The organism is Pseudomonas sp. PvP027, assembly GCF_017833005.1.
GTDB classification, from domain to species: Bacteria; Pseudomonadota; Gammaproteobacteria; order Pseudomonadales; family Pseudomonadaceae; genus Aquipseudomonas; species Aquipseudomonas congelans.
Genome location: NZ_JAFIBK010000001.1, coordinates 5,859,394 through 5,883,039, shown reverse-complemented (window position 1 = coordinate 5,883,039; position 23,646 = coordinate 5,859,394). Strand labels below are relative to the sequence as shown.

At 61.1% G+C, this 23,646-nt stretch carries 20 protein-coding genes and 1 pseudogene; 6 read left to right on the top strand and 15 right to left on the bottom strand.

The window, feature by feature from the left end:
• Nucleotides 1-140, top strand: a pseudogene (locus JOE33_RS25675) (LysR family transcriptional regulator); the annotation flags it as partial.
• A gap of 12 nt (nucleotides 141-152) precedes the next feature.
• Here the strand turns inward: JOE33_RS25675 and JOE33_RS25670 are convergent.
• A complete protein-coding gene (locus tag JOE33_RS25670; RefSeq protein ID WP_187625787.1) occupies nucleotides 153-1,088 on the bottom strand; it encodes a LysR family transcriptional regulator in 936 nt (311 codons plus the stop codon).
• A 155-nt stretch (nucleotides 1,089-1,243) separates the two neighbouring features.
• Here JOE33_RS25670 and JOE33_RS25665 point away from each other — a divergent pair, with 155 nt between their 5' ends.
• On the top strand, nucleotides 1,244-1,648 hold the full coding sequence (locus JOE33_RS25665) for a RidA family protein (protein ID WP_187625788.1): 405 nt from the start codon (nucleotides 1,244-1,246) through the stop codon (nucleotides 1,646-1,648).
• A 19-nt stretch (nucleotides 1,649-1,667) separates the two neighbouring features.
• Here JOE33_RS25665 and JOE33_RS25660 read toward each other — a convergent pair whose 3' ends face one another.
• From JOE33_RS25660 to JOE33_RS25640, 5 genes are all read right to left on the bottom strand, one after another.
• The gene (locus JOE33_RS25660) at nucleotides 1,668-2,009 is read right to left on the bottom strand and encodes a hypothetical protein (RefSeq protein WP_163031744.1); all 342 of its coding nucleotides are present in this window, start codon (nucleotides 2,007-2,009) and stop codon (nucleotides 1,668-1,670) included.
• A 133-nt stretch (nucleotides 2,010-2,142) separates the two neighbouring features.
• A complete protein-coding gene (locus tag JOE33_RS25655; protein ID WP_122694145.1) occupies nucleotides 2,143-3,393 on the bottom strand; it encodes a thiolase family protein in 1,251 nt (416 codons plus the stop codon).
• Nucleotides 3,390-5,276: a feruloyl-CoA synthase gene (locus tag JOE33_RS25650; protein WP_163031745.1), complete on the bottom strand. Its 1,887-nt coding sequence runs from the start codon at nucleotides 5,274-5,276 to the stop codon at nucleotides 3,390-3,392. The genes JOE33_RS25655 and JOE33_RS25650 overlap by 4 nt, the downstream gene beginning before the upstream one ends.
• Nucleotides 5,277-5,445: 169 nt before the next feature.
• Nucleotides 5,446-6,894, bottom strand: coding sequence for an aldehyde dehydrogenase (locus JOE33_RS25645; protein ID WP_122694146.1), 1,449 nt, complete (start codon nucleotides 6,892-6,894; stop codon nucleotides 5,446-5,448).
• A 66-nt stretch (nucleotides 6,895-6,960) separates the two neighbouring features.
• On the bottom strand, nucleotides 6,961-7,791 hold the full coding sequence (locus JOE33_RS25640; RefSeq protein ID WP_032614069.1) for a p-hydroxycinnamoyl CoA hydratase/lyase: 831 nt from the start codon (nucleotides 7,789-7,791) through the stop codon (nucleotides 6,961-6,963).
• Nucleotides 7,792-8,001: 210 nt separating this feature from the next.
• Between JOE33_RS25640 and JOE33_RS25635 the strand changes: the two genes are divergently transcribed.
• Nucleotides 8,002-8,490: a MarR family transcriptional regulator gene (locus JOE33_RS25635; RefSeq protein WP_010432689.1), complete on the top strand. Its 489-nt coding sequence runs from the start codon at nucleotides 8,002-8,004 to the stop codon at nucleotides 8,488-8,490.
• A 42-nt stretch (nucleotides 8,491-8,532) separates the two neighbouring features.
• On the opposite strand, the gene JOE33_RS25630 is transcribed toward JOE33_RS25635, so the two are convergent.
• Nucleotides 8,533-9,855, bottom strand: a complete 1,323-nt coding sequence (locus JOE33_RS25630) for an OprD family porin (protein ID WP_187625789.1) — start codon at nucleotides 9,853-9,855, stop codon at nucleotides 8,533-8,535.
• A 330-nt stretch (nucleotides 9,856-10,185) separates the two neighbouring features.
• On the opposite strand from JOE33_RS25630, the gene mhpT reads away from it, so the two are divergent.
• Nucleotides 10,186-11,406: a 3-(3-hydroxy-phenyl)propionate transporter MhpT gene (mhpT, locus tag JOE33_RS25625; RefSeq protein WP_187625790.1), complete on the top strand. Its 1,221-nt coding sequence runs from the start codon at nucleotides 10,186-10,188 to the stop codon at nucleotides 11,404-11,406.
• A gap of 603 nt (nucleotides 11,407-12,009) precedes the next feature.
• Here mhpT and JOE33_RS25620 read toward each other — a convergent pair.
• From JOE33_RS25620 to JOE33_RS25610, 3 genes are all read right to left on the bottom strand, one after another.
• Nucleotides 12,010-12,957: a transporter gene (locus JOE33_RS25620; protein ID WP_010430095.1), complete on the bottom strand. Its 948-nt coding sequence runs from the start codon at nucleotides 12,955-12,957 to the stop codon at nucleotides 12,010-12,012.
• Between the two features lie 84 nt (nucleotides 12,958-13,041).
• Nucleotides 13,042-13,809, bottom strand: coding sequence for a coniferyl-alcohol dehydrogenase (locus JOE33_RS25615; RefSeq protein WP_096103214.1), 768 nt, complete (start codon nucleotides 13,807-13,809; stop codon nucleotides 13,042-13,044).
• Nucleotides 13,810-13,895: 86 nt separating this feature from the next.
• Complete coding sequence (locus tag JOE33_RS25610) at nucleotides 13,896-15,377, bottom strand: benzaldehyde dehydrogenase (RefSeq protein WP_032612997.1); 1,482 nt, start codon at nucleotides 15,375-15,377, stop codon at nucleotides 13,896-13,898.
• Nucleotides 15,378-15,657: 280 nt separating this feature from the next.
• On the opposite strand from JOE33_RS25610, the gene JOE33_RS25605 reads away from it, so the two are divergent.
• Nucleotides 15,658-17,421: a sigma-54-dependent Fis family transcriptional regulator gene (locus JOE33_RS25605; protein ID WP_032612995.1), complete on the top strand. Its 1,764-nt coding sequence runs from the start codon at nucleotides 15,658-15,660 to the stop codon at nucleotides 17,419-17,421.
• Nucleotides 17,422-17,471: 50 nt separating this feature from the next.
• On the opposite strand, the gene treS is transcribed toward JOE33_RS25605, so the two are convergent.
• The 4 genes from treS to JOE33_RS25585 all read right to left on the bottom strand — a co-directional run bounded on the left by treS (nucleotide 17,472) and on the right by JOE33_RS25585 (nucleotide 21,400).
• Nucleotides 17,472-19,535: a maltose alpha-D-glucosyltransferase gene (gene treS, locus JOE33_RS25600; protein ID WP_010430086.1), complete on the bottom strand. Its 2,064-nt coding sequence runs from the start codon at nucleotides 19,533-19,535 to the stop codon at nucleotides 17,472-17,474.
• 164 nt (nucleotides 19,536-19,699) lie between these two features.
• Entirely contained in the window at nucleotides 19,700-20,269 is a 570-nt protein-coding gene (locus tag JOE33_RS25595) for a LysR substrate-binding domain-containing protein (protein ID WP_236273494.1), read from the bottom strand.
• A gap of 35 nt (nucleotides 20,270-20,304) precedes the next feature.
• Nucleotides 20,305-20,565: a LysR family transcriptional regulator gene (locus tag JOE33_RS25590; RefSeq protein ID WP_010430082.1), complete on the bottom strand. Its 261-nt coding sequence runs from the start codon at nucleotides 20,563-20,565 to the stop codon at nucleotides 20,305-20,307.
• Nucleotides 20,566-20,794: 229 nt separating this feature from the next.
• Complete coding sequence (locus tag JOE33_RS25585; protein WP_003314850.1) at nucleotides 20,795-21,400, bottom strand: DJ-1/PfpI family protein; 606 nt, start codon at nucleotides 21,398-21,400, stop codon at nucleotides 20,795-20,797.
• A gap of 142 nt (nucleotides 21,401-21,542) precedes the next feature.
• Here JOE33_RS25585 and ftrA point away from each other — a divergent pair, with 142 nt between their 5' ends.
• On the top strand, nucleotides 21,543-22,496 hold the full coding sequence (gene ftrA, locus JOE33_RS25580) for a transcriptional regulator FtrA (RefSeq protein ID WP_003314848.1): 954 nt from the start codon (nucleotides 21,543-21,545) through the stop codon (nucleotides 22,494-22,496).
• Here ftrA and JOE33_RS25575 read toward each other — a convergent pair.
• Nucleotides 22,456-23,646 carry a serine hydrolase domain-containing protein gene (locus tag JOE33_RS25575; protein WP_187625791.1) on the bottom strand — a complete coding sequence of 397 codons (1,191 nt, stop codon included), beginning with the start codon at nucleotides 23,644-23,646 and terminating at the stop codon, nucleotides 22,456-22,458. The genes ftrA and JOE33_RS25575 overlap by 41 nt on opposite strands.

Sequence of the window (23,646 nt, the reverse complement as noted above, 5' to 3'; positions counted from 1 at the left end):
ACGTCACCGACACGGTAACGCCCATGAGCGTCGGCCTGGCCTGGCACCGCGAACGAGAACTAAGCCCGGCCATGCAGGCCTTCCGTAACTACTTCCATGACGCATTTCTGGCACCGCAGCAACTGTCGGCACGGCGTTGAACCCGCAGCGCACTATTGCGGAGGGCGTGTCGGTGGCCGAGTGACAGGCGCGTGCTCGGCCATCAGCTCGGTGATCCAGTCGATAAACACGCGGACCTTGATGCTGATGTGCCGGTTCGGCGGGAATGCCACGTACATCGGCATGCTGTCCAGCTGCCAGTCTTCGAACAAAGAGACCAGGGCGCCGCACTCCCGGTGCGGCCTTGCCATGTAGTCCGGTAGCCAGAGAATGCCCATTCCGGCCAGCCCTGCGGCAATGTAGGCATTGCCATCATCCACCGCCAGCGTATAGCGCCCCTGCACATGGACCTTTTCCCCGTCGCGGTGCATGGCGTAGGGCAGCGCCTTGCCGGTGCGCGCCCACAGATAGCCGACGATGCGATGAGCCGAGTCTTCAAGCTCTTGCGGATGAACAGGCGTGCCCATTCGCTGTAGATAGTCCGGCGCGGCATAAACACCCAGTTGCAGGTCGCCCACCCGCCGCGCCATCAGCGACTGATCGGCTATTTCGCCACCGCGCACCACGCAGTCGACGTTCTCGCCGATCAGATCGACCATACGGTCGCTGACGCCCATATCGATCTGAATGTCCGGATAACGCGCATGAAAGTCTGGCAAGGCGGGCATCAGCAGCAGGCTGGCCAACGGGCTGGGCACGTCCACGCGCAATCGCCCTCTGGGCAGCGACGCTGCGCTGGACAGACTGGTCTCGGCGTCATCCATGTCGGCCAGCAGCCTGACCACGCGCTCGTAAAACACCGCACCGTCGGCAGTCACGTTGACCCGCCGCGTGGTGCGGTTGAGCAGCCTGACCCGCAGACGGGCCTCCAGTTGCTGTACCAGTTGCGTCACGCTGGTCTTGCTCATGTGCAGCGTGGCGGCGGCCTTGGTAAAACTGCCGGTTTCCACCACGCGGGCAAACGCTTGCATTGCATCGAAACGGTCCATCCTCGCCCCGCTGTCTTGTCCCATCGGCCTGTCGATTGTTTGGTTTTCCCAAACAGTGCTGAGCACGGTTGCTCGTTTATCGCACGGGCGCAAGTGCCTACTGTGGCTTCAACGCTGATTTCAGCTTTCATACCCACGTTCTGATGGAGCCCCACATGACCCAACGTGACGTCGTTTTCCCGGCTGGCCGCCAGGCGCTTTACGAGCGCAATCGCTATTCGCCCGCCATACGCGCCAATGGTTTTCTGTTCGTTTCCGGACAAGTCGGCAGTCGCGAAGACGGCTCACCCGAGCCGGATCTGGAAAAGCAGGTGCGCCTGGCGTTCAGCAACCTGAACGCCATCCTGCTGGCCGCCGGCAGCACGTTCGACGATGTAGTCGACGTGACGGTGTTCATTGTCGATCCCGAGGCAAGGTTCGAGCGGATATGGAAAGTGATCCCGGAATTCTGGGGCGACGCGCCGCACCCGACCCTGACCGGCATCGGTGTGACCTGGCTATATGGCTTTGATTTCGAGATCAAGGTCATCGCCAGGTTGCCGGAAGCCACCGGAAAATAGCCCGGCGGCCTGCGTTCGCTCAGCGGCGAATCGGCACCACGCGGTCGCTTGCATCCGCCGCCAGGGGCTCTTCGAACTGCTGGAAGAACTGCCCGGACACCACATGATCGAGAAACTGCGCCTGCTCTTCGGTGGCCAGACGTATCGGCGAGTAGCCGTCGGCATCGGGCACTGCGAAAAGGCGCGCCTTGCGTTCGTGAGCCACCGCGATGAACGCCCTTTTCTCTTCGTCGGACATCAGCGAAAAGTAATCGGAAAGATTTTCCAGCGAGCGCACTGCCAGATCCTGGTCGAGCTGCTTGTCATCCGTGAACATCAAATGCCAGACGAAATCGAAAGAAAGCTCAGCGAGGGCACGCATAGACGGGGCTCCGTGGGGTAGAGAGGTGCGAGATTCACTGTTCGCTTCGCTTCGGTCAAGCGCTAAAGGATGATGTGCGTGGGGCGTAGCGTTTAAAGCAGGAAAAATGTCGCATCTGCGGGTATTTTCCTGGCTATACGCCGCTGGAGGCATAGCGGGGATTCTCGATCAGCAGCGCCATGCCCTGCCCGCCGCCGACACAGGCTGCAGCAATACCGTAGCGCAGGCCCGCCTCGCGCAGTTGCAGGGCCAGGGTCATGACCAGCCGAAGCCCGGTGGCCGCCAATGGGTGTCCCAGGCCCAGTGATCCACCCAGGCAGTTGAGCCGCTCGTGGTCCAGTTCCAGGGTTTGTGCCACCGCCAGAACCTGAGCGGCCTGCGCTTCATTGATTTCCAGCCGACCGATATCGCTCAGCGCCAGCCCGCTGCGCTGCAACAGCAGGCGGATCGCAGGTGCAGGGCCGATGCCCATGAACTCTGGCGCGACACCCGTTACCGCGCTGGCCAGCAGATGCGCCAGCACCGGTCTCGTCGATTGCGAAGCGCGGCCCACCAAGGCTGCAGCGGCACCATCGACGACCGCACAGCTGTTGCCTGCGGTCTGCACCCCATTAGCGTGAATGGCGCGCAAACGCGATAGCGCTGCCAGATGGGTCGTACGCGGATGGCTGTCCTGCGTGACCGCTTCAATCCCCCGCGGCAACTCGATGCCACGTGGCTGATAGCAGTCCAACTCAAAGCGCTCGCTGCCGACCGGGACAATTTCCTCGGTCCATTTGCCGGAAATTTGCGATTGCAACGCACGCTCATGGCTGAGCAAGGCATAGCTGTCCACCGCCTCACGGCTCAGCCCATGACGCCTGGCGAGGTTGTCTGCCGTGGCGATCATGTCCATCGCCGGTGCCGGGTCATACAGCGCTTCCCAGAGAAAATCCTTGAACTGCACGGCGGCACCGAGCGAGAAGCCATTGCGGTGGGTATAGGCCGCGATCGGGTTGCGCGACATGGACTCGGCGGCGACGCACAGCGCCATCTGCCCGCCTTCGCCCACGTGCAAGGCGGCCTGGCGCAACAGCTCGAAGCCGGTGGCGCAGATGCGCTGCACACCCAAGGCCGGAACGCTCTGCGCGACGCCGCTGTACAGACCGATATGCCGGGGCAGCAGGTACGCATCGAAACTGGCTTGCGCCATCGAGCCGGCCAGTACGCTGTCGACCTGATCCGGCTCAATAGCGGCACGCGCCAGCACCTCGCGGCCGACCTTGATCCCCAGATCGATGGGCGAGACAGGCGCCAGAGCGCCACCCAGGTCCACCCAGGGCGTGCGCGCGGCCTCGACGATGGCGACGTCACGGAATGCCGAATACTGCCCGCCGCCGCTCATGCCTTGGGCTCTGCTCTGAGCTTGTCCGGGTCCTGATCACGGTACAGCGCTTCGACCTTGTCTGCGCGCCACTGCAGAACGGCGCGCTGATTGATCGACCCCTTGTCGGTGATTTCGCCGCGATCAATGGACGCGGGCTGATCGAGCAGCGCGATCCACTCCAGACGGCTGGCGTTGCCGTTCGCGCCCTGGTTCAGGCGCGCCAGCCAGCCGGCAAACCACTCGCGTACCGGCGCACTGGCCAATACCTGCGCATCCGTGGCCTGTGCATCCAGCCCGGCCAGTTGCCGACACTCGTGCACTCTGGGAAACACCAGCGCCCCCAGGCATTCTCGGTCAGGCGCGGTGATGACCACATCCTGCACGTACGGCGAGCCTTCCAGTACCGCGCGGTTGCGCATCGGCCCGACACTGACGAACACACCCGACGACAGCTTGAAGTCTTCGGCCAGACGCCCGTCGAACATCAGGCCCAGCTCCGGCGCCGCAGGATCGGCAAGCTTGATCGCATCGCCGGAGCAGTAGAAGCCGTTCTCGTCGAACACTTCGGCCGTCTGCTGCGGCGAGCGCCAATAGCCCGGCATGATGTGCGGGCCACGAAAACGCCCTTCGAGCTTGCCATCCACCGGCACCAGACACACTTCGCATCCTGGTGCGGGCAGGCCGATATACCCAGCCATCGATAATGGCCCGGTGGTGAAGGTGCAGGAAGGCGCGGCTTCGGTCATGCCCAGTCCGGCCATCATGCGAATCCGCTCGCCGCAATGCTGCTCGGCCACCCGGTCAAGGCGATCCCAGATGCTTTGCGACAACCCGGCAGCGGCGAAAAAGAACAGCTTGATGCGCGAGAAGAATCGCTCGCGCAGTTCGGCATCCTGCTCCAGTGCGTTGACCAACTCCTCCCAGCCCTTGGGCACAGTCAGGTAAGCGGTCGGCGAAATTTCCTTTAGGTTGCGCAGGGTCTCGGCGAAGCCTTGAGCGGTTGGCTTGCCATTGTCCAGATAGAAAGTCCCGCCGTTGTACAGCACGATACCGATGTTGTGACTGCCGCCGAAGGTGTGGTTCCAGGGCAGCCAGTCGACCAGCACGGGCGGCTCTTCGCCGAACACCGGGAACGTCTGTAGCAGCATCTGTTGATTGGCACACAGCATGCGTTGGGTAGTCACCACCGCCTTGGGCAGTTTGGTCGAGCCCGAGGTGAACAGAAACTTGGCGATGGTGTTGGGGCCGCTGGCCAGAAAAGCTGCCTCGGCCTCGCTGCCGCCCGGCTCTTCGAGCAGGCTGGAGAAGCTCAGTTGATGTCTGCCGTTGAGTTGTCCGCGTACAGTGATGACCGGCGTGTCCGCCGGAATGACGGCATCAATGGCACGCTGAAACGGCGCGGCATCACTGACAAATACCAGCCCTGGCCGCAATACGTCACAGACGTGTCGTAACTTGGCGAAATCCTGGGACATGACCGAATACGCCGGTGATACCGGGCTGTAAGGAATGCCGGCGTACATGGCGCCCAGAGCAAGCTGCAAGTGCTCGATGTCGTTACCTGACAGCAACGCCAGCGGCCGATCGGCGGAAAGGCCGTACGCCAGCAGGCTCTGCGCGATAGCGCGCACGTCAGTCAGCATCTCGGCATAACTGACCTTGCGCCAGCCGCCACGGCTGTCGCGTGCGGCAATGAAGGTCTGTTGCGGACGCAACCGCGCCCAGTGCACCAGTCGGTCGAGCAGACGGTCGGGCAATCGTGCCAGAGGTTCCAGGGATCGCATGTGCAGAACGCCCTGCTCTTCCCGCACCTCGATAGGCGGGTGGCCGATGGAGACCTGACGGTAGCGCGGTGCATTATCTTCACTTTGCAGCGTTGATGATCTGATATCGGAACTCACGTGCGTTCTCTCCGTCAAGGTACGCAGGCACCAAACGCCATGCAGCAATTCGGGCCGAGCGTTGCAGCACCAGGCTGCAGCCTTGTTATTGTTGTGCCTGACTCACCGGCGACACGGTCTTGTGCAAAAGAGCGTTGACGCTGGGTTGGAAGGTTTCAGATCGGGTGGTTCAAATGGGATAGTGCCGTGGCCCGTTTTGCAACGTCACCCAGCGCAACTGGGTAAAGTGCTCGATCGAAGCCTTGCCGCCGAAACTGCCATACCCGCTGGACTTCACCCCGCCGAAAGGCATTTGCGCCTCGTCGTGCACGGTGGCTCCGTTGATATGGCAGATACCGGACTCGACCCGTTGCGCAAGCGCCAGGGCCCGGCTGGTGTCACGACTGAAAATCGCCGACGAGAGGCCGAAATCCGAATCGTTGGCCAGCCGCAACAGCGCTTCGTCACCGTCGCCGCGCAGCACCACGGCCACCGGGCCGAAGGACTCTTCGCGGTACAGACGCATGGCATCTGTCACACCGTCGAGCAGCGTCGGTTGCAGAATGCTGCCCTGCAGTTGCCCGCCAGTCACCAGCCTTGCGCCAAGCGCCACGGCGTCGTCGATCAAGCCCTTGATGCGCGTTCCCGCACCCACATCGACCAGCGACCCGAGCACCGATTCACTGTCATCCGGATTGCCGGCGCGCAAGGTTTTGATCTTGGTCGTCAGCTTGGCAACGAAGGCATCGGCGACCTTGTGATCCACGATCAGCCGTTCGGTAGACATGCATATCTGGCCCTGATTGAAATACGCGCCAAAGGCTGCAGCCTCTACTGCCGCGTCGAGATCGGCGTCGTCGAGCACCAGAAACGGTGCCTTGCCACCCAATTCCAGCAGTGCCGGTTTCAGATACCGCGCCGACAGCTCACCGACGATGCGCCCGACATGAGTGGAGCCAGTGAAATTGACCCGTCGCACTGCCGGGTTGGCAATCAGGCGCTCGACAATCGCCGGCGCATCGGCCGGCGCATTGCTGATCACGTTAACCACACCGTCACCCAGCCCGGCATCCTGCAGCACCTGGCCGATCAGCCGATGCACGGCTGGGCTGAGCTCCGAAGCCTTGAGCACCACGGTATTGCCGCAGGCGAGTGGCATGGCGATAGCACGCGTGGCAAGAATGACCGGCGCATTCCATGGCGCGATACCCAGGACCACACCACAGGGCTGGCGTAGCGCCATGGCAAAATTGCCGGGAACATTGGAGGGGATGACATCGCCGGTAATCTGCGTCGTCATGGATGCCGCTTCGCGCAGCATGTTGGCGGCCAGCTGTACGTTGAAGCCGTACCAGTTGGCCATTGCTCCGGTTTCGCCGGCAGCAGCGATGAATTCGCCGCTGCGGGCCTGCAACTGCGCGGCAGCCTCAAGCAGACGCGCACGACGCTCGCCGGGCAGCATCGCCGCCCAGCCGGGGAATGCAGCCTGAGCGGCTGCGACCGCCGCATCGGCATCTTCCAGAGTCGCCGCCGCCACCCGCGAAACCACCTCGCCGGTCACCGGGTTGCAGCGTTCAAATGTACGTCCGTCACGCGCGGGGCATGACTGGCCGCCGATCAGCAGGGGCACGTCCAGCATGGTGATTCCTCTTTATTATCTTTATCAGGAACTACAGACTCGGTTTTAAAACAGCTGGATGCCAGACTAACGCTTGTACGCTTCCAGGCCAGGCTTGATGCTCTTGTCATCGAGGAATTGCTTCATGCCCTGCTCGCGGCCGCCTTCCTTGTCCAACAGACGTGACTGGTCGAGTTTGGCGTACAGGTAATCTTCGTTCTGCTCCCAAGTCAGTTCGCGGCAGCGTTTGAAACCGTGCTTGGCGGCGCGCAGTACCACGGGATTCTTTTCCAGCAGATTGTTGGCCAGGTCGATGGTCACCTGACGCAGTTGCGCCAGCGGTACGCTTTCATTGACGAGGCCCATTTCAGCGGCCTTCTGACCGTTGAAGGTCTTGCCGGTCATGATGTAGTACAGCGACTGGCGGTGGCCCACGGTGTCGGCCATGGCCTTGCTCACCAGGTTGCCGGGCGGAATGCCCCAGTTGATTTCCGACAGGCCGAAGGTCGCTTCATCCGCGCAGATCGCCAGATCACACGCCACCAGCGGGCTGAAGCCACCGCCGAAGCACCAGCCGTTGACCATTGCGATGGTTGGCTTGGCGTACATGCGCAACATCTTCCACTGCCAGTGGGAGGCTTCGCGACGGATTTTTTCCTGAAGAATTTCCGGTCCGGCATCCACCTCGCGGAAGTATTCCTTGAGGTCCATGCCGGCGGTCCACGCCTCGCCAGCACCGGTCAGCACCAGCACGCCGGCATCGGGATCCTGCTCGAGGGTTTCCAGCACATCGATCATTTCGCGGTTCAGGGTCGGGCTCATGGCGTTGCGTTTTTCTGGCCGATTGAGGATAACCCAGGCAATACCTTGCTCGATCTCGACCTTGATGGTTGACCAGCGGCCTTCATATTTGCTCATGACGATGCTCTCTTGTTCTTGGCTTGAAGATGACTCAAAGCTAAACCGCAAAAATAGTTATGTCAATTAACTGTTATTTGAATTAATCAAAATCTCGGCACTCCGTCCGAACAGGCGGGTCACAGTGACTTAACCCCATAGCTATCGTTCGCCAACCTCGGCAAACTGATCGGCTGATTGCCCCATCAAAACAAAAGGACAGCATTTTCAATGGCCAAGCCATCTGACATCGCCGACGTTTGCCAGGCTCCCGTACAGGCTGCCGAGGCGCGTTTGCCAACGGATTCTGCGCTGGATGATCTGATCGGTTATGCCATGCGCCGCGCACAGCTCAAGCTGTTCCAGAACCTGATCGGACGTCTTTCCGCACACGACCTGCGCCCGGCGCAGTTCTCGGCACTGGCGATCATCGAGCAGAACCCGGGTCTCATGCAGGCAGACCTGGCCAGGGCGCTGGCGATTGAGCCGCCTCAGGTCGTTCCGTTGCTGAACAAGCTCGAAGAACGCGCGCTGGCGGTCCGCGTGCGTTGCAAGCCGGACAAACGCTCGTATGGCATCTTTCTCAGCAAAAGCGGCGAAACACTGCTGCGCGAACTGAAACAGATCGCCGTGGACAGTGACCTCGATTCCACCTCCGCGCTGGATCAACAGGAGCGCCAGGACCTGCTCAGGTTGCTGAAAAAGGTGTATCAATCGTAAAAGCGGCCATCGACGGCTTCCCTGCCGTTGATAAGGGGACGATTACCAGAGCGGCAAGCTGTATTGCACAATAAAGCGTGTCTGGTTCTCGTCACGAAAGGCTGCACCTGCCGGGAAGTCGTTGCGATAGATCGACTTGCGCGCCAGCAGCCCGACGTTCTTCAGCGGACCGCTTTGCACGACATAGCCCAGCTCCATCTGAAACTCGCGTTCCTTGCGATCATCGGCATTGAAAGCGGCCAGTTCGATATTGTCGCCACGCACATAACGCAGGCGAGTGCGCAACCCGACCAGCCCGACGGCGGTGAAGTCATAGTCGTAGATGGCTTGCCAGGTGTGCTCTTTGGCGTTGAGGAAGTCCGAGCTCATGGTCATCTCGCTCAACCCCATCAATTCGGTTCCCGAGACATAAGGCGTCGCCGTGTCGCCACTGGAATGCATGTAGCCGAGGCTGACGCTGTGCCCTCCCCACCTGTAGCCGAACAGCGCGGACAGGTTCTGGTTGTCTACTTCACCGGCTTTCGCGCTGCCGGTATCACGGCTGAAAAAGCTGCGCAGATCGGTGCTCAGCACGCCGTCGCCGAGCGCCAGCTTGTGCAACAGGGCCAGGGTGTTCTGGGTGTAGAGATCGTCCACTTCGGCGTGATACACACGCAGGCTCAGGTCCTTGTCGACCTGATAATCGCCACCGACATAGGCCATGTGCGACGACGTTACCGCCCCATTGAAACGGCGGTTCGGTGAGGCAATGCTGATGGGCTGGTAGTTGCTGGAGTCACGCTTGTTGACCCGGTCGATATAGCCCGCATTGAGGGTCAGGTCATCGATGTCCTTGGAAGTCAGCGTGGTGCCACGAAAGGTCTGCGGCAGCAGTCGTGAGGGACTGGCGAAAGCGAACGGCAGGAAAATCGACACATCGCCGGTCTTGACCGTGGTTTCGTGGAATTTCAGCTTGCCGGTCAGGGCCAGTCGCGAATACTCGTCAGCCGCACGGCCATCACTGGCGGATACCGGTAACAACTCGGTGCCGCTGCGGTCTGGCGAAGAATCCAGTTTCACGCCGACCAGCGCTCGCGCATCGAGGCCGAAACCCACCGGCCCCTGGGTAAAGCCGGACTCCGCATTCATGATGAAGCCCTGCGCCCACTCCCGAGTCGCAGTCTTGGCGCCCTCATCCTTGTAATCGCGGTCCATGTAATAGTTGCGCAGCGTCAGGCTGCCATGGCTGTCATCCAGAAAACCCTGCGCCTGTGCAGGATCGGGGATGGCACTGATACCCAGCAGGCCCAGTGCGAGGCCATAACGTTTTCCACAAAAAAAGGGAGCTGACACAGCGCTTGCTGCATCATGAGCGAGCTTTGGCATGTTCGATGTCCACTTATTGTTGTTGTTTTTGGAGTCGGCCCGGCGCATGACTGCAGGTCCGTGAGCAGAGAATTGAAAGATTCCGCAGCTGCGTCAATCCAGAGTGATCGATAATCGAACATTAATATTATTAACTACTTTATCAAGCCCTCGATATTCCTCCGCTAACTCAATGTTTTCAAAAGACTAAGTGCGGTATTTCACGATTATTTAGGCCACATTCACTTTTTAGTTATTTTTGTTACCTTGATGAACACCTGTCACAACGCCTCGTCTGGCGCTCGGGAACAGGCTCTTCGTCACAACAAAAACAACAATGAGGCTTGCCCCATGAACACTCCGTTACGTCGATCGGCGTTGACCATTGTCTTGTGTTTTATCGTTGCGCTCATCGAAGGTTTCGACCTGCAGGCTGCCGGAACGGCGGCCGCCGGATTGCGTCAGACCTTCGCCCTTGATCCGAAAATGATGGGCTGGGTATTCAGCGCCGGAATCATCGGGCTGCTGCCTGGAGCGTTCTTTGGCGGGTGGGTTGCCGATCGCATCGGGCGCAAGAAGATTCTGGTGAGCGCAGTGCTGTTGTTCGGGGTCTTTTCGCTGAGCACTGCGTATGTCGAGAGCTTTTCCGGCCTATTGCTGGTGCGCTTCATGACCGGCCTGGGCCTGGGGGCGGCGCTGCCCAACCTGATTGCCCTGTGCGCCGAAGCCGCAAGCGAACGTCACCGCGGCCTGGCCATCAGCGTCATGTACGCAGGCGTTCCGTTGGGCGGTGCCCTGGCGGCGGCGGTGGCCATGTTCACCAGCGAGCACTGGCAAACCACGTTCATCATCGGCGGTCTGGTGCCGCTGCTGGTGGCTCCGCTGATGATCCTGTTGCTGCCCGAGTCAAGCGCCTTCAAACAGCAGACCAGCGCCGGCAGCGTTCGGCATTCAAGCGCCACTGCGTTGTTCGGCGAAGGCCGGGCTCGCACCACACTGGCCTTGTGGCTCGGCTATTTCTTCACCCTGACCGTGATGTACATGCTGCTCAACTGGCTGCCTTCACTGCTGATCGGTCAGGGTTTCAGCAAACCGCAGGCGGGCATGGTGCAGATGCTGTTCAACATCGGCGGTGCACTGGGCTCGCTGCTGGGCGGGCTGTTGCTCGATCGCTGCAATGGCATCAAGGTTGTGCTGTTCGTCTATGCCGGCTTGCTCGCGGCGCTGGCAGGCGTGGGTCTGTCGGTCGGTATCGTAACGATGGGCATTGCCGGGTTTGCAGCCGGGGTGTTTGTCATCGCTGCACAGTTGGTGCTGTATGCGCTGGCCCCGCCCTCCTACCCGACCTCGGTACGCGCCACCGGCGTGGGTGCTGCTGTGGCCATCGGCCGTCTCGGTTCGGTCGCAGGTCCTCTGGCGGCCGGGCAACTGCTGGGCGCTGGCGCAGGAACAGCCGGCGTGCTGCTGGCCACCTCGCCAGGCCTGGTGATCGCCGCACTGGCGGCGATCACGGTGCTGTCCAGATCGGTCGTCCTCGAGAAGCGTGAGCTCAAGGCTGCAGAGTCGAGCTGATCAGACGCTATGCCATCGTCCCCACGCTCTGCACCTACAGTTATGCACAGTCGTGTGGGAGCGAGCTTGCTCGCGAAGAGGTCGGTACAGCCTCCAGAAATAGAGCGTTTGGACTAACGTCTTTGTGAGCTATGCGGATCGCAGTGAGCGCTGCGCGTGGGAATGCAGTTTGTGACGCTCCGCGTCACACAGCGGTTTTTCTTTGTCAGGTGGATTGGGGTTCGACTCAGGTCACCTTTTCGCCCCTCGGCGAGTTACTTTGATGGGGCCAAAGTAACCAAACCCCCTGGCTCCGTTTCCGGCCCGACTTCGTCGGGTTCCTTCGCCCTGACACTGATCCGGGGGTCGCCGCAACGGGCCATCCATGGCCCGGTGCGGCTAGCCTGGCGTCCTGCCAGGCTACCCCCGGATCAGCGCCAGGACTCAGCCGTCACTTACGTCGCAATTTGCGTCGTCAGTGCCATCGCGATCGAAAAGCGCTTCTATGGCAGCGGCTAACGGCAAGTCATGCTGTTGCGCCGCATCTGAGAGGTGTGACGCAGAGCGTCACGAACTGCGTTCCAACGCAGAGCGTTGGAACGATAGTCAAAACAGTCTCATGCCTTACAGCTTGTGCAGAAAATTCAGCACCAGCTTGTTACCTTCGGTGCGGTTTTCCGCGCCCTGTTCGAAGTAGCTATTGACCGTCAGCACGTTCTCCTTGTTGAAGGCATACAGCAGGCCCGGGCCGATAGCCCAGACCTTTTCCTTGCGACCACTGACATCATGACCGTCCACCTGGGTGTCCGTGAACTGCTTGAGCCAGTAACCGTTGAGCCCCAGCGAAAGTTGCTCGTTAACCGCGTATTGCAGAGTCAGGTTGGCGTGCAGGGCCTGCCCTGCCTGCGTGTCGGAAACATTGCCGAACCCGGCTTGCGGGTCATCATTCTTGCCGTTCCACAAATACATGAAACGCCCGCTGGCCGACCATTTCGGCGAGAACCAGTAAGTCGCGGCGTAGTACGGGTTGAACGACCAGAAATTGCTGCCGGGATTGATCGAACGATTGCGATCATAGGCGCCGACCGGAATCGCAATGTCCGCCTCGATACGCTGGGTCAGCAACGGGCTGCCATCGGCACGGGTGATTGTCGGCAATTGCAGAAACGGGCCGATGACCAGATCGCCGAAACCGGCGCGCGAACTCAGGGCGGTGTTGTCCAGACCGTCATCCACGTCGACATGCGCCAGCGACGTGTTGATCGCGGTAATACCCGGCATGGCACCGTTGGCCAGCGGCTGACCGACATAGATGATCTGCGTGGTCACCGCCAGGACATCCACATCCTGTTTGGGAAGTTGCAGTTTGTCGCCATTCACATCATTGAAGCGATTGGCCTTGGCATAGTTCAGATACTCCTCCAGATACCAGCCCGGGCCTGCAGGCGCCGGGGATCCGTCGTAGAAGCTGGTATTGCCCAGATTGAGGCCGGGCAAGTCATAGGCGTATGCAGTCGATGACAAGGCGATGAATGATACGGTCGCAACGGTACGCAAGACTGACTTGGGCATCTTGTGATTCCTGTACTTATTGTTTTTGTTTTCAAGAGCCCCGACGCCACGAACGCGTCGCCGGGGTTGCAACACGTGCAGCCATTACACGTAGGAAGCGGCCAACCCTCCATCCACCGGCAAGTTGACACCGTTGATCCAGCGCGAGGCGTCGGAACACAGAAACGCAATCACCTCGGCAACCTCATCGGCCAGCGCAGGACGCTTCATGTGCAGGCCATCACGGGCAACCCGCTCCTGGCCAACCATGCTGACAAAGTCTCCCAGAATCGGCGTGAACACCGGTCCCGGTGCGACGCAGTTGACGCGTACCGAATGATCGCGAAACCATTCCTGCGACTGCTTGAAGCTCCAGACGATCAGCGCCTCCTTGAAATACTGGTAGCAGGTTTCATGGGCGACCGGATTGGCCGCCAGCCACTCCTGCCCTTCGCCGTAGCTTTCAGTGGCAGCCAGCGCCTTGTGCAACTCCAGCCTTTCCGGCCACTGCGAGCCGAGTATCGACGCCACATTGACGATGCTGCCGCCCGGCGCGATGCGCGGCAGCAGGCGCTGGGTCAGGTGGCGCAGCCCGAGGTAATTGACCTGGGCGACCGCCTGAACGGGCGCTGTGCCGGGCACACCGGCGATGTTGCACAGGCCGTCGATCTGCTTGGGCAAGCGCTCGATCAACGCATCGATACTGACTGGATCGGCAAGGTCCACCTGGAAGAAACTGTCCACGGTCAGTTGCGGTTCGTGACGATCGATGCCGATCACTCGGGCACCCTGGAAGCGTGCCACACGTGCCAGCTCAGCGCCGATGCCGGATGACACGCCAGTGACGATCAGTGTTTTGTTATTCAGGTTCATAGTCACGCGCTCTTATTGTTGTTGGATCACGTTTTGCTGTTGAATCAAATCACTTGTTGCGATGAAGCGTGGAATATCAGTCCGACTCAGAATGGATAGGCCGGCGCCTGGTTCTTCACCGTCACCCACTGCCATTGGCTGTACTCATCCCAGTCCGACGGGCTGCCAGCGCTGCTACCGTTGCCCGACGCACCACGCCCGCCGAACGAGTTGACACACTCATCGGCCACCGTCTGATCGTTGATGTGCAACATGCCGCACCTGAGTCGGTCGCCAAGCGCCGTTGCGCGGCCGATGTCCGGGGAAATCACTGCAGCCGCCAAGCCATACTCGGAACGATTGGCCAGTTCGATGGCTTCTTCATCCGTGGAAAAACTGACCACCACGGCCACCGGGCCAAAAATCTCTTCGTCGAATGCACGCATGCCGGGTTTAACGCCGCTGAGCACAGTCGGTCGATAGAACAGGCCTTCATACTCGCCACCGGTTTCCAGTCGCGCGCCGGCCTGCAGGCTGTCACTGACCACCTGATGGACATGCTGCAACTGCCGTTTGTTGATCAGCGGCCCCAGAGCAGCCTCACCGCGTGCCGCGTTACCCACCGTCAGCGCCCGCGCCTTGTCCGCCAGCTTGCGGGTCAGCTCGGCGGCAATGGATTCGTGCACCAGGATCAGCCCGGTGGCCATGCAGATCTGCCCCTGGTGCAGCCAGGCACCAAACGCCGCGTTGCTGGCGGCCAGATCAAGGTCGGCGTCCTCGAGAATCACCAGCGGATTCTTGCCGCCCAGCTCCAGCGACACTTTCTTCAGGTTGCGACCCGCAGCCTCGGCAACCTTGCGCCCGGCCCCGGTCGAGCCGGTGAAGGTGATCATCTGCACGTTGGTGTCGCGGCACAGCGCTTCGCCGGCATCGGCCGAACCCGGCAGGACGTGCAACAGCCCTTTGGGCAGGCCGGCCTCTTCGAACAGCCGGGCGATCAGGAAACCGCCGCTGATCGGCGTTTGTGGATCGGGCTTGAGCACTACGGCATTGCCGGCAGCAAGGGCCGGAGCGACCGAGCGCAGAGAAAGCACCAAGGGAAAATTGAATGGCGAAATCACCCCCACCACGCCGTGCGCGACACGCCGCGCATAGGACAGACGCCCGGCCTGACTCGGCAGTATCAGGCCATGACCATGAGCCTGCGACAGCATGCCCGCAGCCTGACGCAACAACACGATGGTCTCGTTTACTTCGTGCTGACCCTTGTGCAGGCTGCCGCCGGTCTCGCGGGCGACGTACAGGGCCAGTTCATCGAACGCACAGACCGCATGATCGGCGGCCAGAAGAAATATGTCGGCCTTTTCGCGCGGCCCCAGCGCCGCCCAGGCAGGTTGAGCCAGCGCGGCTTCACGGCAGGCAACGGCGATGTCTGCAGCATCGGCCATGGCGGTGTTCATCAACAGCTCGCCGGTCGCAGGCTCGATGACGGGCAATGAAGGAGACGAGGAAGGAATCCAGTCGCCATTGAAAACGCATTCGGCTTCAATCGCGCGTTGCAACAGAGGGGTGCCATCAGACGCTGACATATTGAGACTCCGGCTTTTATGGTTGTAATCGCGTGTCCCATTTGTCATGGGAAGCATGCGCCGTACGTACGTCAGAGCAAAGGCTGTGCCGGGATTGTAATCCGGCCATCATGTCATCACTCAACCGCTTTGGGACAAGGGTTTGCGACGACGTCGCTGAAACGTCGGGTACCCTCATGGGGAAACTCTACGCGGACACGCTTGTTCATTTGATGAAGTTATGTTTATTAATCAAGCTTCGACTTGATCATTTCGACCATTGCCCGGCCGAGGTCCAACAATGAATAACCCTCACTGCGAGTTGCCCGATCACAGCGTCCCCACCGAGCATTTTTCGCCTCGCGGCGACAGCAGTCAGACACACGCAGGCGATTCGCCAACCGCCGAGGAATTGACCGGTTGCCTGTTCTTCTCGCCTGACGACGGGCGCATCTGGCTCAATGACCAGCGGATGTTGCTGCTGCACACCTCATCGTTCGGCACCCTGCGCCGCGAAATCATCGAACGGCTGGGCCAGGAACAGGCGCGCGGGATGTTCACCCGTGCCGGGTATCTGTCTGGCGCGCGTGACGCCCGATTGATTCGCGAACGCTGGCCACAGGCTGACGCCTCCTCGGCGTTTCGTGCCGGTACGCACTTGCATACTCTGGAAGGCATGACCAAGGTCGAGCCGCTGCACTTCAAATTCGACGCCGAGTCAGGGTTCTATGAGGGGGAGTTTCTCTGGCATCACTCCTGCGAAGCCGACGAGCATGTCGCGGCCTATGGTGTCGGCCAGGATCCGGTGTGCTGGACCGAAATCGGCTACGCCATCGGTTTTGTCAGCGGCCTGTTCGGGCAGATGGTGATCTTTCGTGAAGTGGAATGTCGGGGCATGGGGCATGCGAGCTGCCGTGTGGTCGGCAAGACCTCGGAACAATGGGGCGATGTCGAGCGCGACCTGAGCTACCTGAGAGCGGTCAACTCACCTGTTCCAGTGCAAACAGCGCCGGCGCCAGCGGCGACCCATGAGGCAAGCCCAGCGGCCGGCACCGACCAGCCGCTGGTCGGCGCAAGCGCGGCCTTCAATGCTGCCACTCAGGCGTTACAGCGGGTGGCGATGACCCCGGCAACCGTATTGATCAGTGGCGAGTCCGGAGTCGGCAAGGAAATGTTCGCCCGCCAGTTGCACCAGCTCAGCCGCAACCGCGAAGGCCCGTTCGTGGCACTCAACTGCGCAGCCATCCCCGACAACCTTGTCGAGGCCGAGCTGTTCGGTGTGGAGCGAGGGGCTTATACCGGCGCGACACACTCCAGACCGGGGCGTTTCGAGCGCGCCAACGACGGCACGCTGTTCCTGGACGAGATCACCTCCCTGAGCCTTGCCGGGCAAAGCAAGCTGCTGCGCGCCTTGCAGGAACGGGAGATCGAGCGCGTTGGGGGTGTGCACGGCATCAAGGTCAACGTTCGAGTGGTGGCGGCGACCAACGTCGACCTGCGCAAGGCGGTGGCCGATGGCGACTTCCGTGAAGACCTGTTCTATCGCCTTAATGTCTATCCGATCGCCTTGCCGCCATTGCGCGAGCGCCGCGATGATATTCCGCTGCTGATCAATTTCTTTCTCAAGCGGTTCTGTCTGGAGTACGGCAGGACGCCGGCCGGATTGACCATGCGCGCGTTGAAAACCCTGCTGGGTTATGAATTTGCCGGGAATGTGCGTGAATTGCAGAACCTGATCGAGCGCGGCCTGATTGCCAGTGATGAAGGCCAGGCCATCGATCTGGTGCATATTTTCCGCAACGAGTCGCTACCGCCGGATACCTACTCGCTGAATCACCACGGCGCGCTGCGTCAGGCATCGGTTGAGAACGCACAGCAGGCACCTGCGGCCACGCTGCTGGATTCCCTTAATCAGTCGGATCAGGCGTTCTCCATCGACGACCTCGAACAGCGCCTGATTCACGAAGCGCTGGAGAGGAGCGAAGGCAACCTGGCGGCCGCCTCGCGCTTGCTGGGCCTGAGCCGCGCCCAGTTTGCCTATCGCCTAAAAAAGCATCAGCCCTGACCACCGCGATTAGCCGGTAACGCGCAGCCAGTACGGCTGCGCGTGACACCTCAGAGTGGCAAGGCGCTAACCACACGCAGAGCCAGCCCTTCGTACGCATCCAGGGTGATGGTGAACTCGCCCTGCTCGGTCAGATCGCCTTCGACACGCTCGTTGATGATGTCGACCACCGGACCCGGCGCAATGCCAGGCAATTGCAGCGTTTCGACGATCGTCTCCGCGCTGAAGTTGAGCGCAGTGATCTGCGTGCCCTTGCCGGCCGGCAATTCGTGGACCATGACCAGCAGCCCCGGATGCTCGACATCCGGAATCAGAATCTGCCGGCTTGCCGCGATGTCATAGGCGCGACGCACAGCGAGAATCTTCTTGAGCTGCGAGGCAAACGAATCAGGACGCTGGAGCTGAGTGACCAGACTGCCGTACAGCGTCTTGGGACGCGGCATGTCACCGGCAGAGAATTCGGCTTCAGGGTCCAGATCCACCAGGTCGTAGGCACCGCGGTGAACCCAGCGCGTGTCGCCATCCTGCATCAGGTGGTCGACCTGCTCGGCCGGCAGCGTCAAGGCACCGACAAGGTCCCAGCCCGACAGGGCAAACACGCCGGGCTGCATGGCGTTGTACATCACCAGCAGCAGGTGAATGTGCTGGATCTGCTGAATGTCGGCATCGGTAATGGTGCTCAGGTCACGGATGCCCAGCGCTGCGGTGATGATGCTCGCCGTGGTGCAGGAGACGCCGTTGGTGACGAACTTGAGGTTGTACGGCGCGTGTTCGCCGGACAGCTTCTCGTACATCTCCTCACGGATGTGCTCGCGCAGGATATTGCCCGGGAACGTCTGGCCCTGGTAATGGAAGGTGTCGTGGGCGTGCAGCGTCCAGAAATGCACCAGTTCCAGGGTCAGCTCATCGTGGTTCTGCAAGGCATGGATCAACGACGCCGGATCGATGCCATAGGCATGCACCTGACGCAGCATCAGGCGCAGGAATTCGGTGGTGCCGGTCAGCAGCGCGTGCTGATAGGCCGGCCGGGTAATGAAGTCGTAGGACAGATCCGCGCCACCCTGCCCCATGGAGGCAATGTCATCGATGGTCAGGTTCAGCTCCTGGAAGCTGAAGCCGCCCGCCTTGCGGATCGCGCCGGCCAGAAGCTGGTTGCCGGTGATCGACAGTGGATGGCTTTCCGACCAGGCGGTGCCCTCGGCGCGACGTTCGACGCCAAGGAAGCCGTTGGCGTCCAGGCGCAATACGCGGGCGCCCATGACATCGATGGCATGCAACGCGTCACCGATGATCATCTGCTGCGCGGCAAAACTCGGGTCCAGCCAGTTCAGGGAGGGCTGACCGTCCTTGAAGTAATGCAGGTAAACCCAGCGGCGGGCCTTGCCGTCGACGCCCTGCACCACGTCAGTGGCGCTCCAGTCGGTTTCCTTGACCCCGGGCTCGAAGAAAATCACCCGCTGCAACTGGCCGACGATGTAATGCTTGTCGCGCAACTGATCCACCACATCGGGCATCAGGTTCACAGCGTCACGACCTGCAGGTACTTCAGGCAACAGCTGCCAGTCTTCCTCACGGATCTCGACCATGTGGAACAGACCGGGGTAATCCTCGTACGCCATCTCGGCCAGGCGGAAGTCTGCGCCCTTGCCGGTGTGTGACGGGATGATGTCGTCGATGATCACCGCGTTATGCGCTGCGGCAATGCGCGACAGGCTCAACAGCTGTGCTTCGGTGCCCAGGTCCGGGTCGATGCCGAAACTGATACGGTCGAAGTTGCCATCGATACTCGGTGTGCGCTCGCGCCCCTGCAGTCCGCCGGAAAGCTTCAGCGGCCCGTTGTGAATGCCCTGAATGCCGATTTCCGACAGTGCATGCCAAAGGGTTTCGTCACCCAGCGCCTCGAGCACCGAGCCGCCTTCGCGGGTGACGATGGAGGCCGGGTAGGCGGTAAACCAGACCGAGGCGATAGCGGAGGCGTCTCTGGGACGTGCGAGGGCGAAAGGACGCTGCCAGAGCCTGCCCTGCCCCGAATAGGTCTTGGCGCGCTGTCTTGCGGCGTTAAGCATCGATTGCTCGACCAGCCAGTCCACGTACTGCTTGTCCGGTATCGTCATAGCGTTCAGTCTTCCTCTCGAATCGGCGACCTGAGACGCCCCGCGTGCGGAGCGTCCTGAATGTATTGCTTACGGATATGAGCCTTGCCGGCCCGATTCGTTGCATTCATATCGCGGTCAAAAGCGCGTTGAGGGTACCGTAACAGCGTTTTGCGACACCTCAGTCAATCAGATTGAGTGGCCTGGGCCGGTGGTTTTTTCAGGGCCTGAACCACGGCATTGGCGGCGTTGGACAACAATGAAGCAGGCCGCGCCACAACACTGATCCGGCGCATCACGGTCAGCGGCAACGGGATCGATTCCAGCTCGCGAAACCGCCCGTTCAGCAACGCGGCGGGCACAATCGTGATGCAATGGCGCTTGGCGACCAGGTCCAGAAGCGTGTCCAGGCAACTGAGTTCACCGCGTTGGCTGAGCCGTACCTGCGCCGATGCCAGTTGCTGATGCAGGCGCTCCACGCCCGGATGCCGCCAGGCCACGTAACGCGATACCTGCGCAAGCTCGGCGAAACACTGTGCCTTGCCCTGCTTGCTTCGCGTTGCCACCAGTACGTAATGATCCGACCAGCAATGGTGTTCGAGGTAATGCTCGTCCAGCACAATACCCGGCAGGACGAGGATATCGGCTACGCCCTTTATCAATGCGTCCAGCGACGGGTGCTGTTCGCTGCGGTGCAGCACGTTCAGATGGATATCGGGGTAGTGATGGGCGAGAAAATCCAGCGAGGCGCTCAGGCCGGTCTCGCGGATATGCGAGTGGTAATGAATGGTTACGCTGCCACTGACCCCATTTTTTTTAGTTGTTCGAGCGTGGCCATGATATTTCCAAGAGTCTGGCTGATGACCTTGCCTTCAGGGGTGAGCGTGCAGCCTGTGCGGCTGCGAATGAACAGGCGTTTTTCGAAAAAATCTTCGACTTCCTTGATCGCATAGCTGATGTTCGACTGGCTGCAGCCCAGAATTGCGGCAGCCTCGGAGAACGAACCGTGCTGTGCAACGGTTTGAACGACTTTGAAGAAGTGGGTTTTCATGTGTCCTGCACTCTGGTTTTGCAAAAGTGGGTGCGGCCCTGCCGCTGAGCCAACGGCTCGGGAATACAGGAAACCCCCGCCGAAACACCGAGCTGGCCGGGTTATCGGCTGTTCGAATGAATGTCTCAAGCGGGGGTAAGGCGGACGCTGGCTATCGCGTTGAAGCGCTGGCTATGCACATTTCGGGCACATAGCCTCTTCAGGGGTATCCGCAGCGCGACTGGATGACTCAGTCGTTCTCGGTCCAGTCGAAATCCATTTGCAGCGCCGTGCGTTCAGCCAGTTCACGGCTGTGCAGGCGCTCGACCAGGTGCAGGCTCATGTCGATGCCAGCAGAAATGCCTGCCGAGGTCACGAACGAGCCCTCATCGACCCAGCGCAGCGTGCTGAGCACGTCCACCGACGGGAACATTTCCTTGAGGTCGTCGATGTCTTCCCAGTGCGTGGTCACTTGCTTGCCGGCCAGCTTGCCGGTCCTGGCCAGCAGGAAGGCGCCGGTGCACACGGCAGCGACCACGCGGCCAGGCTCCGACTGATCGCTGATCCAGTGAATCACGTCGGGTTTTTCCAGCTCGGCGGTCACGACGCCACCCGGGACGATCAGGCAGTCGACGGGCGGATGGTCGTTGATCGAAAAATCCGGGTCGACCTTGAGCCCGGCGCGGGCACGCACCGGCGCAGTGCTGCGGCCAATGGTGAACACGTTGAACAACTGCCGGTCATCACGGCTGTTGCGGGCGTGCATGCGTGTTGCGGTGGTGAACACTTCATAGGGGCCAGCGAAGTCGAGAACCTCGACGTCGTCATAAACGTAGATACCGATATTGAGTGGCACGAGTTGGCTCCAGGGCCTGCAGGGCAGACCACTTGCATCATATTGAGGGTTAAGCAGGTTTCAGCGGTGACACAGAGCAGATTACTCAGTAGCATCACGCCAAACTACTGGCTGAAATGCCAATATCCGGTAACATCGCGCCATGAAAAATCATCTCGTTGTCGCCCTCATCTACAACCAGCTGTGCACCTTCGAATTTGGCTGCACGGTTGAAGTCTTTGCGCTGAAAAGACCCGAGCTTGGCGTGAGCTGGTACGAGTTCGCGACCTTCCCGGTCGACGACGGCCCGATCACCGCTGCCGGGGGCATCACCATCGTGCCGACACCCGGCGAGGTGCTGCTGGAAAACGCCGACACCATCATCGTGCCGGGCTGGCGCGGGGTGGAGTCCGAGGTTCCGCAACGGCTCATCGAACAGCTGCAGGCGGCTCATGCACGCGGCGCGCGAATCTGCTCGATCTGTACCGGGGCCTTCGTGCTGGCGGCGGCCGGTCTGCTCGACGGGCACAAGGTGACGACTCACTGGCGCTACACCGACCTGCTGGCCACCATGTACCCGGGCCTGACCATTCAGCCCAACGAACTGTATGTGGATCAGGGCAGTATCGTCACCGCAGCAGGCTCGGCCGCCGGGCTGGACATGATGCTGCACCTGGTGCGCAACGATCACGGCTCGCGAGTCGCCAACATGGTCGCGCAGCGCATGGTCATTCCGCCTCATCGCGAAGGCGGACAGTCGCAATATGCATCCCGGCAACTGGTCTCGGCCAGCGACGGGCCGATTTCCAACCTGATGGACTGGATTCGCAGCGACTTGCAGCGCCCCCATACCATCAAGGAGATGGCATCAAGGGCTGCGCTCAGTACCCGCACCTTGCACCGCAGCTTCATGGAAAGCACCGGGCTGACGCCTTACGACTGGCTGCTCGGTGAGCGCATTGCCTACGCCAAGGAACTGCTGGAATCGTCGAAGTTGCGCCTGAATGAAGTGGTGGACCGCGCCGGCTTCGGCTCCGAAGAGTCGTTTCGCCGGCACTTCCGCAATCTGGTGGGCATCAGCCCGAGCAGTTACCGCAAGCAATTTGCCCGGGCCTGACCACAGGCTCCGGGTAAAGCGCATCGACGATCGCGTCGGCAAATTCCCCCCATGCGCCGGCAACCGCCGTGTTGGTCAGGACCACCATGCTCAGCGCAGCACGCGGATCGACCCAGTAATGGCTGCCATACAGCCCACACCATGACCATGTTCCTGCGCCCTGCCGCTGCCCGGCGAGCACTGGATCGGTGAGGATCATCGGCCCCAGCCCGAACCTCCAGCCGGGCCCGCGGCTGGCGATGTTCGTCTGGCCGATCGCATTGCCCAGCAAGCATGCGGTACTGGCTGCACTCAATAGCGGCGCGCCGCCAAGGCGCAGGCATTCGAGCAGCCGCAGATAGTCATCAGCCGTGCCCAGCATTCCCGCCCCGCCCGACTCATACGCGCCGCTGTCAAAGGCGCGAGCTGCGGACAGCCGCGCCTGGCCGCTGTCGAGCGACAGCCAGTCGTCGTCGCCGATACGCTGCGGTCCGTTGACGCCGTCCTTGTAGGCGCTGGCCAGCGGACGTTCCGGCAGGTGCCTGAATGAGGTCGCGTGCATGCGCAACGGCACGGTGACCCATTGGCCGATGGCTTCTGACAACGCCAGCCCAGTGGCCTGTTCGATCACGGCACCCAGCACATCAGTGGCCAGCGAATATCCCCAGGCGCTGCCGGGCTCGAACAACAATGGCACACTCGCCAAACGCGTCAGGTTTTCCTGCAGGCCGAACGGTACCCGGTCCAGCCCGTCCGACACCCCGGCCCGCTGATAGGCATTATCAGGCGCTTGCTCAAAGCCATAGCTCAAGCCCGACGTGTGCGACAACAGGTGCTGCAGCGTGATGAGCGGCTCGCGACCACTGGCCAGACGCGGTCGAAAGGCTGGCAGCCAGCGAGTCACCGAAGCCTGTAGATCCAGCACACCCCGTTCGCAAAGCCGCAATACTGCGACCGAGGTCAACAGTTTGGTCAACGAGGCCAGGCGAAAACGCGTGCTGCGGGTAACCGCAATCTGCTGCTCGCGATCGGCCCAGCCGCGCGCACTGGCGTATTCCAGACGGCCCTGCCGAGCCAGCAACAGCACGCCGCCGACGATCCGGCCCTGCTCGACGAAACTCCGCCAGACCTGGTCAAGACGCTCTATACCCGCCTCGTTCAGGGCAGCCAT

Coding starts and splice junctions, on each gene's coding strand:
- JOE33_RS25670 (WP_187625787.1), bottom strand. CDS start 1,088: ATGGACCGTTTCGATGCAATGCAAGCGTTTGCCCGCGTGGTGGAAACC.
- JOE33_RS25665 (WP_187625788.1), top strand. CDS start 1,244: ATGACCCAACGTGACGTCGTTTTCCCGGCTGGCCGCCAGGCGCTTTAC.
- JOE33_RS25660 (WP_163031744.1), bottom strand. CDS start 2,009: ATGCGTGCCCTCGCTGAGCTTTCTTTCGATTTCGTCTGGCATTTGATG.
- JOE33_RS25655 (WP_122694145.1), bottom strand. CDS start 3,393: ATGAGCGGCGGCGGGCAGTATTCGGCATTCCGTGACGTCGCCATCGTC.
- JOE33_RS25645 (WP_122694146.1), bottom strand. CDS start 6,894: ATGCTGGACGTGCCCCTGCTGATCGGCGGCCAGTCATGCCCCGCGCGT.
- JOE33_RS25640 (WP_032614069.1), bottom strand. CDS start 7,791: ATGAGCAAATATGAAGGCCGCTGGTCAACCATCAAGGTCGAGATCGAG.
- JOE33_RS25635 (WP_010432689.1), top strand. CDS start 8,002: ATGGCCAAGCCATCTGACATCGCCGACGTTTGCCAGGCTCCCGTACAG.
- JOE33_RS25630 (WP_187625789.1), bottom strand. CDS start 9,855: ATGCCAAAGCTCGCTCATGATGCAGCAAGCGCTGTGTCAGCTCCCTTT.
- mhpT (WP_187625790.1), top strand. CDS start 10,186: ATGAACACTCCGTTACGTCGATCGGCGTTGACCATTGTCTTGTGTTTT.
- JOE33_RS25620 (WP_010430095.1), bottom strand. CDS start 12,957: ATGCCCAAGTCAGTCTTGCGTACCGTTGCGACCGTATCATTCATCGCC.
- JOE33_RS25615 (WP_096103214.1), bottom strand. CDS start 13,809: ATGAACCTGAATAACAAAACACTGATCGTCACTGGCGTGTCATCCGGC.
- JOE33_RS25610 (WP_032612997.1), bottom strand. CDS start 15,377: ATGTCAGCGTCTGATGGCACCCCTCTGTTGCAACGCGCGATTGAAGCC.
- JOE33_RS25605 (WP_032612995.1), top strand. CDS start 15,658: ATGAATAACCCTCACTGCGAGTTGCCCGATCACAGCGTCCCCACCGAG.
- treS (WP_010430086.1), bottom strand. CDS start 19,535: ATGACGATACCGGACAAGCAGTACGTGGACTGGCTGGTCGAGCAATCG.
- JOE33_RS25590 (WP_010430082.1), bottom strand. CDS start 20,565: ATGAAAACCCACTTCTTCAAAGTCGTTCAAACCGTTGCACAGCACGGT.
- ftrA (WP_003314848.1), top strand. CDS start 21,543: ATGAAAAATCATCTCGTTGTCGCCCTCATCTACAACCAGCTGTGCACC.
- JOE33_RS25575 (WP_187625791.1), bottom strand. CDS start 23,646: ATGGCTGCCCTGAACGAGGCGGGTATAGAGCGTCTTGACCAGGTCTGG.